The 13,237-nt window shown below is 69.8% G+C and carries 11 protein-coding genes; 5 read left to right on the top strand and 6 right to left on the bottom strand.

What is annotated here, in order from left to right; all coding sequences use genetic code 11:
• Window positions 1–20: 20 nt before the first annotated feature.
• From HRU81_04880 to gyrA, 6 genes are all read right to left on the bottom strand, one after another.
• Entirely contained in the window at window positions 21–743 is a 723-nt protein-coding gene (locus tag HRU81_04880; protein QOJ31486.1) for a (d)CMP kinase, read from the bottom strand.
• Window positions 727–2,049, bottom strand: coding sequence for a 3-phosphoshikimate 1-carboxyvinyltransferase (gene aroA, locus HRU81_04875; GenBank protein QOJ31485.1), 1,323 nt, complete (start codon window positions 2,047–2,049; stop codon window positions 727–729). Before aroA ends, HRU81_04880 begins: the two co-directional genes overlap by 17 nt.
• 45 nt (window positions 2,050–2,094) lie before the next feature.
• Window positions 2,095–3,234, bottom strand: a complete 1,140-nt coding sequence (gene pheA, locus HRU81_04870) for a prephenate dehydratase (GenBank protein ID QOJ31484.1) — start codon at window positions 3,232–3,234, stop codon at window positions 2,095–2,097.
• A gap of 17 nt (window positions 3,235–3,251) precedes the next feature.
• The gene (locus HRU81_04865; GenBank protein ID QOJ31483.1) at window positions 3,252–4,433 is read right to left on the bottom strand and encodes a phosphoglycerate dehydrogenase; all 1,182 of its coding nucleotides are present in this window, start codon (window positions 4,431–4,433) and stop codon (window positions 3,252–3,254) included.
• Window positions 4,434–4,472: 39 nt separating this feature from the next.
• Window positions 4,473–5,555, bottom strand: a complete 1,083-nt coding sequence (gene serC / locus HRU81_04860) for a 3-phosphoserine/phosphohydroxythreonine transaminase (GenBank protein QOJ31482.1) — start codon at window positions 5,553–5,555, stop codon at window positions 4,473–4,475.
• Window positions 5,556–5,633: 78 nt separating this feature from the next.
• Complete coding sequence (gene gyrA / locus HRU81_04855) at window positions 5,634–8,180, bottom strand: DNA gyrase subunit A (GenBank protein ID QOJ31481.1); 2,547 nt, start codon at window positions 8,178–8,180, stop codon at window positions 5,634–5,636.
• Window positions 8,181–8,398: 218 nt separating this feature from the next.
• Here gyrA and HRU81_04850 point away from each other — a divergent pair, with 218 nt between their 5' ends.
• The 5 genes from HRU81_04850 to HRU81_04830 are packed head-to-tail and all read left to right on the top strand — an operon-like array spanning window position 8,399 to window position 13,231.
• Window positions 8,399–9,727 carry an amidohydrolase family protein gene (locus HRU81_04850; protein ID QOJ31480.1) on the top strand — a complete coding sequence of 443 codons (1,329 nt, stop codon included), beginning with the start codon at window positions 8,399–8,401 and terminating at the stop codon, window positions 9,725–9,727.
• The gene (gene ubiG / locus HRU81_04845) at window positions 9,724–10,437 is read left to right on the top strand and encodes a bifunctional 2-polyprenyl-6-hydroxyphenol methylase/3-demethylubiquinol 3-O-methyltransferase UbiG (protein QOJ31479.1); all 714 of its coding nucleotides are present in this window, start codon (window positions 9,724–9,726) and stop codon (window positions 10,435–10,437) included. The genes HRU81_04850 and ubiG overlap by 4 nt, the downstream gene beginning before the upstream one ends.
• Window positions 10,434–11,117: a phosphoglycolate phosphatase gene (gene gph / locus HRU81_04840; GenBank protein QOJ31478.1), complete on the top strand. Its 684-nt coding sequence runs from the start codon at window positions 10,434–10,436 to the stop codon at window positions 11,115–11,117. Before ubiG ends, gph begins: the two co-directional genes overlap by 4 nt.
• A complete protein-coding gene (locus HRU81_04835) occupies window positions 11,114–12,454 on the top strand; it encodes a DNA recombination protein RmuC (protein ID QOJ31477.1) in 1,341 nt (446 codons plus the stop codon). The genes gph and HRU81_04835 overlap by 4 nt, the downstream gene beginning before the upstream one ends.
• 21 nt (window positions 12,455–12,475) lie before the next feature.
• Window positions 12,476–13,231 (top strand): YciK family oxidoreductase, encoded by a 756-nt coding sequence (locus HRU81_04830; protein QOJ31476.1) that lies wholly within the window; start codon window positions 12,476–12,478, stop codon window positions 13,229–13,231.
• Window positions 13,232–13,237: the final 6 nt, after the last annotated feature.

The raw sequence follows: 13,237 nt of genomic DNA, 5'->3' as shown, positions 1-13,237 counted from the left end.
TTCAGTTGCAACTCCGCAGGTCACCCACGCCCCTGCGGTCCGGTCCCGGGCGCCACTCCGGGGAATGCCGCGGCTGCCCAGCCGAGCACCCTCGAAACCACCTCATCGACACCGATGCCGGTGGAATCCAGGGTGCGTGCGTCCGGGCAGGCCCGCAGCGGCGCGACGGTTCGCTCCGCATCGCGGCGGTCGCGCTCCGCCATGTCCTTGGAAAGGGCGGCAAGGCTAACATCAATACCCTTCTGCTTCAACTGGTTATGGCGCCTGCGGGCGCGCTCGTCCACGGCGGCCGTCAGGAACACCTTCAGCCCGGCATCCGGGAAAATGACCGAGCCCATGTCGCGCCCGTCGGCCACCAGTCCCGGGGCCACGCGGAATCCCCGCTGGCGACCGACGAGGGCGGCGCGCACGGCCGGCCACGCGGCCACCCGCGAGGCGGCGGCGCCGGCGGACTCCGAGCGGATGGCGCTGCTCACGTCGCGCCCGCCCAGCAGCACCCGGCCCTCGGGGCCGGCGAAGGCATCGAAGCGGGCATCGAGGCTGGCAGCAACCGCCGCCAGGCCGGATTCGCCGTCCAGGGAAAGCCCCTGCTCCAGCGCCGCGACCGCGACGACCCGGTAGAGCGCACCGCTGTCGAGCAGATGCCAGCCGAGGCGACGCGCCACGGCCCGGGCCACGGTGCCCTTGCCGGAACCACCCGGGCCGTCGAGGGCGATGACCGGGACGTCAGGCGGGGCGGTCACTGCCAGCGGTCTCCTCGATACGCAGGCCGATGCGCTGCGCCAGGGCGGCAAAGCCAGGGAACGAGGTGGCGACGTTGGCCGTGTCGAGGATGCGCACCCCGCCCTGCGCGCAGCTGGCACCGACCGCGAAGGCCATGGCAATGCGGTGGTCGCCGGCACTGTCCACCTCGCCACCACCGAGCGGGCCACCCTGGATGCGTGCGCCGTCGGCGGTCTCGATGATCCCCGCACCGAGGGCCCGCAGGCCGCTGGCCATGACGGCGATGCGATCGCTTTCCTTGTGCCGCAGTTCCTCGGCGCCGCTGATCACGGTTTCGCCGTCGGCCAGTGCGGCGGCCACGAAGACCGCGGGAAACTCGTCGATGGCGAGCGGCACCAGAGCCGGCGGAATCACGGCTCCACGCAGCTGCGAGGGGCGGACGGTGATGCGCCCGACCGGCTCGGCACCCGGCGCGACCTCCTGCGCCTCCACCGTGAAATCCAGGCCCATGAGGCGGAATATTTCCAGGATGCCGGTCCGCGTCGGGTTCAGGCCAACGTGTTCGATGACCAGCGAACCCTCCCGGGCCAGGCCGGCGGCGAGGATCAGGAACGTGGCGGAAGACAGGTCCCCGGGCACATCCACCGGCACGGCCTCCAGCTTCCCGGCCGGCTCGAGGTGGACCACCAGCCCTTCGCGCCGCACGGCCTGGCCGAAGGCCGCCAGCATCCGCTCGCTGTGGTCGCGGGTCACCGCGGGTTCGCGCACCGTGGTCGTGCCGCTGGCGTACAGCCCGGCCAGCAGCAGCGCGGACTTCACCTGTGCGCTGGCCACCGGCATGGCGTAGTCGATGCCATGCAGGGCGGCACCGCCGAGGATGCGCAGCGGCGGGTGCCCATCGACGGTCTCGATGCCGGCACCCATCTCGCGCAGCGGCTGCGCGACCCGCTCCATCGGCCGCTTCGACAGCGAGGTGTCACCGACCAGCGTGGACTCGAAGGACTGCCCTGCCAGCAGGCCGGCCAGCAGCCGCATGGCGGTGCCCGAGTTGCCCATGTCGAGCGGACCGGCGGGCGGGCGCAGCCCGCGCAGCCCGGCACCGGCCAGGGTGACTTCGGTATGGCCGGTGCGGACCACATCCACGCCCATGGCCTGCATTGCCGCCAGCGTCGCCAGGCAGTCCTCGCCGGGCAGGAAGCCGCGGATGCGGGTGGTGCCGGAGGCGATCGCGCCCAGCATGATGGCGCGATGCGAAATGGACTTGTCGCCCGGTACCCGGATGGCGCCATCGACGCGCCCGCCCGGGCTGGCCAGCAGGCACTTCACGGGCCACTCCGGCCGACAGCGTCGGTGAGCCGTGCCATGCGCGGCCTAGAGGATGGCCTTCGGGTACGAGCCGAGGACGCGGAACAGGTCTGCCTGGCGGCGCAGCTGCTCCAGCGCGCGTGCAACGTGGCGCTCCTCGGCATGGCCGTCGACATCGACGAAGAACACGTAGTGCCACTTGCGCTGGCGCGACGGCCGGGATTCGATGCGCGTCATGTTGACCTTGTGCTCCGCCAGCGGCGCAAGCAGGCGGTGCAGCGCGCCGGCGTCCTCGCCCTTGCTGCTCGAGAGCAGCAGGCTGGTCTTGTCGTCGCCACTCGGCGGGAACAGCTTGCGCCCCACCACCAGGAACCGCGTGGTGTTGTCCGGCCGGTCCTCGATATCGGCCACCAGCTTGTCGAGGCCGTAGACCTCTGCCGCCGCATCGCCGGCGATGGCGGCGGTGCCGGCCTCGTCGCGGGCGCGGCGGGCACCTTCGGCGTTGCTGGTGGCCTCCACCGTCGGCACTCCCGGCAGGTATTCACGCAGCCAGGCACGACACTGGGCCAGTGACTGCGGATGCGCGCAGACCCGCGCTACCTGTTCCAGTGCCGGCATCGTGCCCAGCAGATGCTGGCGCACGCGCAACTCGACCTCGCCGCAGATCTTCAGCGGCGAACCCAGGAACAGGTCCAGCGTGTGGTTGACGGTACCCTCCGTGGAATTCTCCACCGGCACCACGCCGAAATCCGCGGCGCCGGACTCCACTTCGTGGAACACCTCGTCGATGGTCCCCAGGGGCAGCGCACGCACCGAATGGCCAAACTGCTTGTAGACGGCCGACTGGCTGAAGGTGCCTTCCGGGCCCAGGTAGCCGACCTTCAGCGGCTCCTCCTGCGCCAGGCAGGCGGACATGATCTCGCGGAACAGCCGGACCATCTCCTCGTTGCTGAGTGGCCCGCGGTTGCGGGCGGCCACGCCGCGCAGCACCTGCGCCTCGCGTTCCGGCCGGTAGAAATCCACCGCACCGTGCCGGCCCTTGGCGACGCCCACCTGCTGTGCCAGCCGGGCACGCTCGCTGATGCGTTCGCCCAGCTCGGCATCCAGCGCATCGATCCGCGCGCGGATGGCGCCCAGGTCCGCCTCCGGCGGCGCCGGACGTGCCCTGCGCCGGGATCCGGGCGAGGACTTGCGCTTGCGGGCCATGAAGGGAGCGATCCCGGTCAGGCCGACTGCGGCCGCCCGAGGTCGCGCACGCAGAGCACGCCCTCGATGCCGCGGATCTTCGCCAGCACCTGGGGCGTGGGCGCGCCATCCAGGTCGACGATGGTATAGGCGAGGTTGCCGCGCGACTTGTTGAGCAGGTCGGCAATGTTCAGGCCCGCATCGCCGAGGCTGCCGGAGATCTGCCCGACCATGTTCGGTACGTTGGCGTTGGCGATGGTGATCCGGTGCGCGTTCATGCGCGGCAGGTCCGCATCGGGAAAATTCACCGAGTGGCGGATCAGGCCATTCTCCAGGTAACCGCGCACGGTGTCGGCCACCATCACGGCGCAATTGATCTCGGCTTCCTCGGTGGATGCACCCAGGTGCGGCAGGGCGATCACGCCCTCCCGGCCCAGCAGCCGGCGGCTGGGGAAATCGCAGACGTAGGCGGCGAGCTTCCCGGAGCCCAGCGCATCGAGGATGGCCGCCTCGTCGACGATCTCGCCGCGCGCGAAATTCAGCACCACGGCCTTGCCGGGCATCAGACGGATGCGGGTCTCGTTGACCAGCGCGCGGGTGGCATCCAGCAGCGGCACGTGCAGGCTGATGACATCGGCACGGCTGAACAGCTCGTCGAGACTGCGCGCCTTCTCCACACCGGAGGACAGCTCCCAGGCACGCTCCACCGTGATCTGCGGATCGAAGCCGATGACGCGCATGCCGAGTGCGAGCGCCGCATTGGCCACCTGCACGCCGATGGCGCCGAGGCCGATGACACCGAGCGTGCGGCTCGGCAGCTCGAAACCCACGAACTTTTTCTTGCCGGCCTCGACGGCCTTGTCGAGTTCGGCACCCTCGCCGGGCAACTGACGGGTGAAATCCCAGGCCTGGCAGAGGTTGCGCGCCGCGAGCAGCATGCCGCCGATGACCAGTTCCTTCACCGCGTTGGCGTTGGCCCCGGGCGCGTTGAACACCGGGATGCCCAGCTTCGACAGACGCTCCACCGGGATGTTGTTGGTGCCGGCTCCGGCGCGGCCGATGGCCAGCACCGATTGCGGAATGTCCATGTCGTGCATCTTTGCCGACCGCACCAGGATGGCGTCGGGATGGCCGATCTCGGAAGCCACTTCGTAGCGTTCCCGCGGCAGCCGCTTCAGCCCCTGGACCGCGATGCTGTTGAGCGTGAGTACCTTGTACATTGCAGTGCTTGCTTCGTCGTTTCCGGGTGAGTGCTGCCGTCAACCGTGACGGCGCGCGAAATCCGCCATGAAGGCGACCAGGGCATCGACCCCCGCCTCCGGCATCGCATTGTAGATGCTGGCGCGCATGCCGCCGACGGAGCGATGGCCCTTCAGCTCGGCCAGCCCCGCGGCTGCTGCCTCGGACAGGAACACCGCATCCAGCTCCGCATCCGGCAGGGTGAACGGCACGTTCATCCACGAACGATGCGCCTTCGCCACCGGGTTGCGGTAATAGCCCGAGCCATCGATGGCCTGGTAGAGCTTGGCGGCCTTGCGCCGGTTCACCTCGGCCATGCATGCCAGGCCACCCTGGCGCTTCAGCCACTGGAATACCAGGCCGGCGATGTACCAGGAATAGGTCGGGGGCGTGTTGAGCATGCTCCCTTCCTTGGCCTGGGACGCGTAGCGCAGGATCGGTGGCACGGTCTCTGGCACCCGATCGAGCAGGTCCCGGCGCACGATCATGAGCACCAGGCCCGCCGGGCCGATATTTTTCTGGGCGCCCGCATAGATCACGCCGAACTTCCGCACATCCACCGGACGCGACAGGATGGTGGAGGACATGTCCGCCACCAGCGGCGCCATGCCCACATCCGGCACCTCATGGAACTCCAGCCCGCCGATGGTTTCGTTCGGGCAGTAATGCACGTAGGCCGCCCCGTCGCTCAGGCGCCAGCTGGCGCGGGCGGGCACGTCGGTGAAATTCCCGGCTGCGCCATCGGCGACGACGTTGACCTTGCTGACTGCCCTGGCCTCGGCGGCCGCCTTCTTCGACCACTGCCCGGTCACCACGTAGTCAACCACCTGCCCGGGCGCCGCCAGGTTCATCGGCAGCAGCGCGAACTGCTGCGTGGCGCCACCCTGCAGGAACAGCACGGCGTAGTCGTCGGGCACGGCCAGCAACTCGCGGACATCCGCTTCGGCCTGCGCCGCCACATTGATGAAGGCCTTGCTGCGGTGGCTGATCTCCATGACGGAAACGCCGCGGCCCTGCCAGTCGGTCATCTCGTCCCTGGCCTGCTCGAGCACCTCCAGCGGCAAGGTGGCCGGACCCGCGCTGAAATTGAATATGCGACCCATAAGCCTAGCTTCCTGTCTCCGTTGAGAATGGCGAGGGCCGCCGCCTGCGGCCTGCGCCCGTTGCGGTCCGTCCTGCCGTCACTCCTGGTCGTCGTCGCCCGAGAGGGCGATGATGCGGTCCAGTCCGACCAGGCGCTCGCCTTCGTCGAGGCGGATGAGGCGCACGCCCTGGGTGTTGCGGCCCTGTTCGGAAATCTCGTCCACCGGCGTGCGCACCAGCGTACCCACCGAGCTGATGAGCACGACATCGTCGCCGGGCTCGACCTGGATGGCGCCGACCATGCGGCCGTTGCGTTCCGAGGTCTGGATGCCGATCACGCCCTGGCCGCCGCGGCCCTGCAGCGGGAACTCGTCGACGCGCGTGCGCTTGCCGAAGCCGTTCTCCGTCGCGGTCAGGATGGTGCCGTCGGCAACGATCATGAGCGCGATGACCTCGTGGCCGTCACCCAGGCGGATACCGCGTACCCCGGCCGCGGTCCGGCCCATCGGCCGGACATCGTCCTCGTGGAAGCGGATGGCCTTGCCGGAACTGGCGCAGAGCATGATGTGGCTCCTGCCGTCGGTGATGGCCACGTCCACCAGCCGGTCGCTCTCGTGCAGCTCCACCGCACGGATGCCCGCATTGCGCGGCCGCGAGAACGCATCGAGGCTGGTCTTCTTGACGATGCCCTGGCTGGTGGCCATGAACACGTACTTGTCCTGCTCGAAGTCGCGGATCGGCAGCACGGCATTGACGCGCTCCCCTTCCTCCAGCGGCAGCAGGTTGACGATGGGCCGGCCGCGCGCTTCGCGGCTGGCGCGGGGCAGCTGGTAGACCTTGAGCCAGAACAGGCGCCCGCGGCTGGTGAAGCACAGCAGCGTGTCGTGGGTGTTGGCCACGAACAGCTTGTCGATGAAGTCCTCGTCGCGAACCTTGGCCGCCGCGCGCCCCCGGCCGCCGCGGCGCTGCACGTGGTAGTCCGCCAGGCTCTGCGCCTTGGCGTAGCCACCGTGGGAGAGCGTGACCACCACGTCCTCCTGCGGCACGAGGTCCTCGATGGACAGGCTCTCGTGGCTCTCGATGATCTCGCTGCGGCGCGGATCGGCGTAGCGCTCGCGGATCTCGCCGAGCTCTGCGCGGATGACGGCCATGAGCTTGTCCGGGTTGCGCAGGATCTCGGTGAACTCGCGGATGTTGTCGAGCAGCTCCCGGTACTCGTCGAGGATCTTGTCCTGTTCCAGCGCGGTCAGCCGGTGCAGGCGCAGATCGAGGATCGACTGGGCCTGGACCGCCGACAGCCGGTAGCCGCCGTCGACCAGGCCGAATTCGCCACCGATATCCGGCGGACGCGTGGAGATCTCGCCGGCACGTGCCAGCATGTCCGTCACGGCCCCGGGCATCCACACGCGCGCCACCAGCGCCTCGCGCGCCGCGGCCGGCGAAGCCGAAGCCTTGATGACGGCAATCACCTCGTCGATGTTCGCCAGCGCCACGGCCTGGCCCTCGAGCAGGTGGGCGCGCTCGCGGGTCTTGCGCAGGTCATGGATCGTGCGCCGCGTCACCACCTCCCGGCGGTGCCGCAGGAAGGCCTCGAGCATCTCGCGCAGGTTGAGCAGCCGCGGGCGCCCGTCGCGCAGCGCCACCATGTTGATGCCGAACACCGTCTCCAGCGGCGTCTGCGCGAACAGGTTGTTCAGCACCACGTCGGTGAGCTGGCCGCGGCGCAGCTCGATGACGATGCGCATGCCGTCCTTGTCGGACTCGTCGCGCAGCTCGCTGATGCCCTCGATCTTCTTGTCGCGGACCAGGTCGGCGATCTTCTCGATCAGGCGCGCCTTGTTCACCTGGTACGGCAGCTCGGTGACGATGATGGCCTCGCGGCCCTTGTCGTCGATGGGCTCCACATGGGTGCGGGCCCGCACATGGCAGCGGCCGCGGCCGCGGGCATAGGCCTCGTAGACACCGTGCGTGCCGTTGATGATGCCCGCCGTCGGGAAGTCGGGACCCGGGATGCGCTTGATCAGTTCCGCCAGCGTGATGTCGGGGTCGTCCATCAGCGCCAGCACGGCGTCGATGACTTCACCGAGGTTGTGCGGCGGGATGTTGGTGGCCATGCCGACGGCGATGCCGGATGAGCCATTGACCAGCAGGTGCGGGACCCGCGTCGGCAGCACGGTCGGTTCCTGCTCCGAGCCGTCGTAGTTCGGCACGAAGTCGACCGTCTCCTTGTCGATGTCCGCCAGCAGCTCGCCGGCGATGCGTGCCATGCGCACCTCGGTGTAGCGCATGGCGGCCGGCGCGTCGCCATCCACGGAGCCGAAGTTGCCCTGCCCGTCCACCAGCAGGTAGCGCATCGAGAAGGGCTGGGCCAGGCGCACGATGGTGTCGTAGACGGCCACGTCGCCGTGCGGGTGATACTTGCCGATGACATCACCGACCACGCGGGCGGACTTCTTGTAGGGCTTGCTGTGGTCGTTGCCGAGTTCCCGCATGGCGTACAGCACGCGGCGGTGCACCGGCTTGAGGCCATCGCGGACATCGGGAAGCGCGCGGCCGACGATGACGCTCATGGCGTAGTCCAGGTAGGACTGACGCATCTCGTCCTCTAGATTGACCGGCAGGATTTCCTGGGCTATGTCCGCCATGATCGCAACAATTCACCGTCACCGGCCCCCGGCGCGACGCGCCAGGAACCGATTGCAAGCACCGTCTTTCGAAACCCGGCCGGGCAGTGGCCGACAGACCGATTCCAGCCGCGAAGTCTAGCACAGGCAGTGCGCCGGCCGCAGGCTTGACATGCGTTCCCGGGCAGCGAAATACCGCGGTTTTATCGCGCCATGTGATCAGGCAATATGCCCCGCCGATGTCTCATTCAGCCACCAGTCATGCCGACCTCATCATCCGTGCACGCTGGCTCCTGCCGGTGGAACCGGCGGGTGTCAGCCTCGAGGAACATGCACTGGTGGTCGGCGATGGACTCATCCTCGCACTGCTGCCACAAGCCGAAGCCATGCGGCGGTTCGGCGCCGCCACCGTCATCGACCGGCCACACCATGTCCTGCTGCCGGGCCTGGTCAATGCCCACAGCCGCGCTGCCACGAGCCTGATGCGCGGACTCGGGGCAGGGCTGCCGCCGGAGGAACGCCAGCAACGGCATATCGGCCCCGCGGAAGCCCGCTGGGTGGGTCCCGGATTCGTCCGCGACGGCACGCGACTCGCCATGCTCGAGATGCTCCGCAGCGGCACCACTTGCTTCGGTGACAGCTACTACTTTGCCGATACCGTGGCGGCGCTCGCCGTCGAGCACCACATGCGCGCATCGGTCGGCATGCTGGTCGGCGAGCGGCCCACGCCCTGGGCGCAGGGCACGGAAGAATGCTTCGCGCGGGGCCTCGCGGTCCACGACCAGTACCGGGACCACGCGCTGGTGCGCACGCACTTCGCGGCCGATGCGCCGAATGCGCTGGGCGATCCGACGCTGCGCCACCTGCGGTTGCTGGCCGACGAGCTCGACGTGCCGGTGCACATGCCCCTGCACCAGACCACGGACGAAGTCAGCCTGGGCATCGCCAGCCATGGCTTGCGCCCGCTGGAGCGCCTGGCCGGGCTGGGCCTGCTGACGGGCGGCTTCGCGGCGCTGCACGCCACGGAGATCTCCGGCGAGGACTGCGCCCGGCTCGCGGCCGCTGGCGCCAGCATCGTCCACTGCCCCACGCGCAGCCTCCTGCATGCCAGCGGCTGCATCCCGCTCGCCAGACTGCTCGACGCCGGGGTCGGGCTGGCGCTCGGCACCGGGGGTGCCGAGTCCTGCAATCGCCCCGACCTGTTCGGCGAGCTGCGCCTGGCCTCGCTGCTGGCGCGTGGCCAGAGCCGCGCTGCCTCGGCCATTCCGGCCGCGACGGCACTGTCCATGGCCACGCTCGGCGGCGCCCGCGCCCTCGGCCTCGGCGAACAGCTGGGCAGCCTGGTGCCGGGGAAGTACGCCGACCTGATCTGCGTCGACCTCGGCAGCAGCGGAATCCCGCCCGGTCCCTGCGACCTGTGGCAACTCGTGCTGGGCGACGACCACTGCGTCACCGACAGCTGGATCGGCGGCCGCCAGGTACTGGAGGATGGTCGCGCCCTGTACTTCGACGAGACCGCGGTGCGGGCTGCGGCAGCAGCCTGGCGCCAGCGGCTGGGCAGCGCATGAGCGACCCGGGCCGCAATGCGGATGCCGGGGAAGTCACGCGCTTCAACGCGCTGGCGAACCGCTGGTGGGATCCGGCCGGGGAGATGCGCCTGCTGCACCGGATGAACCCGGTGCGCGTCGCCTTCATCGCCGCGAGGGCACGGCTGGACGGCGCCCGCTGCCTGGATGTCGGCTGCGGCGCTGGCTTGCTGAGCGAAGCGCTGGCACAGGCCGGGGCCAGCGTGACGGGTATCGACCTGGCGGCCGACTCCCTGGCCGTGGCGCGGCTGCACCAGCTGGAGTCGGGCCTGGATGGCATCCGCTACCTGCAAACCACGGCGGAAGAACTGGCGGCGACGGAGCCGGGCAGCTACGACATCGTCACCTGCCTCGAGGTCCTCGAGCATGTGCCCGATCCCGCGTCCACGGTGGCGGCCTGTGCACGCCTGCTGCGCCCGGGTGGCGCGGCATTCTTCTCCACCATCAATCGCAACCTGGCCGCCTACCTGGTCACCATCGTTGGCGCCGAGTACCTGCTCGGCGTGCTGCCGCGGGGCACCCACGACTACGCCCGTTACATCCGGCCCTCGGAACTCGACGCCTGGGCCCGGCAGTCCGGTCTCGTGCTGGAGGACCTGGCGGGCATCGAGCCCTCGGGCACCGACGACTTCCGCATCGGCGACAGCGTGCGCGTCAACTACATCGCCCACTGCCGGAAGGCCGCCTCGTGACTTCCGGCCTGAGTACCGTGCTCTTCGATCTCGACGGCACCCTGCTCGACACGGCACCGGACATGGTGTCCGCGCTGAACGACCTGCTGCGGGAGGAATCCGCGAGGCCGATGCCGTTCGAGGTGGCGCGCTGCCACGTTTCCAATGGCGTGCTGGGCCTGATCCGCCTTGCCTTCGGCGATGTGCCGGACGACGAACGCGGGCGGCTGCAGCAGCGCTTCATCGATCTCTATTCGCGACAGCTCGCCCGGCAGACTCGCCTGTTCCAGGGCATGGATCGCGTCCTCGCCACCCTCGAGGCTGCGGGCGTCCCCTGGGGCGTCGTCACCAACAAGCCGGGCCGCCTCACCGAACCGCTTCTCGCCGCGCTGGCGCTGCGGCGTCGCTGCGCCGCGGTCGTCAGCGGCGACACCACGCCGGAGCGCAAGCCCCATCCGCAACCCCTGCGCCATGCACTGGCCGAGATCGGCGCCGATGCCCGCTCTGCGGTGTACGTCGGAGACGCAGCGCGCGACGTCAGCGCAGGGCGCGCCGCCGGCATGCGCACCGTAGCCGCGCTCTACGGTTATATTCCGCCCGGTGAGGACCCGCAGGCCTGGGGCGCCGACCACCACATCGAGGCTCCGGAAGACCTGCTGGCCATGATCGAGGCACGGGCTGACAGGATGGGACGGCGATGAACCCCGACGTGACGTCCATGCTCGCTGCACTGCTCGCGGCCGCGGCACTGGGCGCGCTGCTCGGCTGGCTCTGGGCCTCGCTGCGGGCCGGGCGCCGCCAGGCACAGCTCGAGCAGGAACAGGCGGGACTGCTCGCCCGCCTCTCGGGCGAGGAAGCGCGATCCGCTGAGCGCGCTGCCGTCGTCGCCCAGGCCGAGGAACGCCTCGGTGCGGCGTTCAGCCGCCTGGCCGGCGATTCCCTCACCCGCAACAGCGAAACCTTCCTGCGCCTCGCCCGGGAAAACCTCGGCATGCACCAGGAGAAGGCCAGGGCCGAGCTGACGGAGCGGGAACAGGCCGTCGCCGCGCTGCTGGCACCGATCCGCGAGGCGCTGGAGAAGACCACGCAGCAGATCTCGGCCATCGAGAAGGAGCGCACCGAGGCCTTTGGCAGCATCCGCACGCAGCTGGCGGCCATGACCGCCGACCAGCAGCTGCTGCACACCGAGACGCGCAACCTCGTCAATGCCCTGCGCCGCCCGGAAGTCCGTGGCCAGTGGGGCGAACTGACGCTGCGCCGGGTCGCGGAGCTGGCCGGCATGGTGGAGCATTGCGACTTCGTCGAGCAGACCACGATCAATACCGCCGATGGAACCATGCGTCCCGACATGGTGGTGCGGCTGCCGGATCGCGGGGCACTGGTGGTGGACGTGAAGACGCCGCTGGACGCCTACATCGAGGCCATGGAGGCCGGCAGCGACCAGGAGCGGCGCGCCGCGCTCCAGCGGCATGCGCGCAAGGTCGCCGACCGCGTGCGCGAGCTCTCGGCCAAGGCCTACTGGGCACAGTTCCCCGAGAGCCCCGAGTTCGTCATCCTCTTCATCCCGGGCGACCAGTTCCTCTCGGCGGCGCTGGGGGAGAACCCGGGCCTGCTCGAGGATGCGCTGCGCAACAAGGTGGTTCTGACCACGCCATCGAGCCTGGTGGCGCTCCTCAAGGCGATCGCCTATGGCTGGCGGCAACTGTCACTGGAGCGCAATGCCGAGGAGATCCGCCGCCTGGGCCAGGATCTCTACGACCGCCTGGCACCCTTCATTGGCCACATGGCACGCCTCGGCAAGCAGATCGAGGGTGGCGTGAAGGCCTTCAACGACGCCGTCGGCTCGCTGGAGCGCAAGGTGCTGCCCGGCGCGCGCCGCCTCACGGAACTCGGCATCAGCAGCCGCCAGCAGCTCGATGCGCCCCAGCAGGTGGAAACCACGCCGCGCGAGCCGCTGCCACCTCCCACGTCAGGCGCTACGGAATCCGGCGATCCGGAGCCGGCCGCCGAGAGCGACGACCTGCCACGCCCGCACTGAGCGGCACTGGATTCGACCGACATGAGCCGTATCGACCACCGCAACTACCAGCCGCACCCGCAACTGCTCGACGGGCGCGTCATCCTCGTCACCGGCGCGGGCTCGGGCATCGGCGCGGCGGCAGCCCAGGCCTTCGCCGCCCACGGCGCGACACTCATCCTGCTCGGCCGGACCACGCGGAACCTCGAGTCGGTACACGACGCGATCGTCGCCGCGGGCCATCCCCGGCCCTCGATCGCGGTGATGGACCTGGCAAAGGCGCAGGGTCCGGCGTACTTCGACCTCGTGGCGCAGCTGCGCGCGACCTATGGCCGCCTCGACGGCCTGCTGCACAACGCGGCGATGCTCGGGGACCGCACTCCCATCGAGCAGTACGATGTCGGCACCTGGCACCAGGTGCTGCACCTGAACCTGACGGCGCCTTTCGTGCTCACCCAGCAGCTGATGCCGCTGCTGCGCGAATCGGCCGATGCCTCGGTGGTCTTCACCAGCAGTGGCGTGGGCCGGCATGGTCGCGCCTACTGGGGCGCGTATGCGGTGTCGAAATTCGGCATCGAGGGCCTGGCGCAGGTGCTGGCCGACGAGACCCGCGACGTCACCCGCATCCGCGTCAACTGCATCAACCCGGGCGGCACGCGCACCGCCATGCGTCGGCACGCCTACCCGGCCGAACTGCCCGATGCCCGCCCGGAGCCGGCCCGCATCATGGGGCCTTACCTCTACCTGATGGGGCCGGACAGCGTCGGCTGCACCGGCCAGAGCCTCGACTGCCAGTAGGCCCGC

The organism is Gammaproteobacteria bacterium (assembly GCA_015709695.1).
In the GTDB taxonomy this organism is placed as follows: Bacteria; Pseudomonadota; Gammaproteobacteria; order Steroidobacterales.
This window is presented reverse-complemented; position numbering and strand designations above follow the sequence as displayed.

Excerpts from the sequence above, each read along its gene's own strand:
- serC (QOJ31482.1), bottom strand. The coding sequence starts at position 5,555 with ATGGGTCGCATATTCAATTTCAGCGCGGGTCCGGCCACCTTGCCGCTG.
- gyrA (QOJ31481.1), bottom strand. The coding sequence starts at position 8,180 with ATGGCGGACATAGCCCAGGAAATCCTGCCGGTCAATCTAGAGGACGAG.
- HRU81_04865 (QOJ31483.1), bottom strand. The coding sequence starts at position 4,433 with ATGTACAAGGTACTCACGCTCAACAGCATCGCGGTCCAGGGGCTGAAG.
- HRU81_04850 (QOJ31480.1), top strand. The coding sequence starts at position 8,399 with ATGTCTCATTCAGCCACCAGTCATGCCGACCTCATCATCCGTGCACGC.
- HRU81_04835 (QOJ31477.1), top strand. The coding sequence starts at position 11,114 with ATGAACCCCGACGTGACGTCCATGCTCGCTGCACTGCTCGCGGCCGCG.
- ubiG (QOJ31479.1), top strand. The coding sequence starts at position 9,724 with ATGAGCGACCCGGGCCGCAATGCGGATGCCGGGGAAGTCACGCGCTTC.
- pheA (QOJ31484.1), bottom strand. The coding sequence starts at position 3,234 with ATGGCCCGCAAGCGCAAGTCCTCGCCCGGATCCCGGCGCAGGGCACGT.
- HRU81_04830 (QOJ31476.1), top strand. The coding sequence starts at position 12,476 with ATGAGCCGTATCGACCACCGCAACTACCAGCCGCACCCGCAACTGCTC.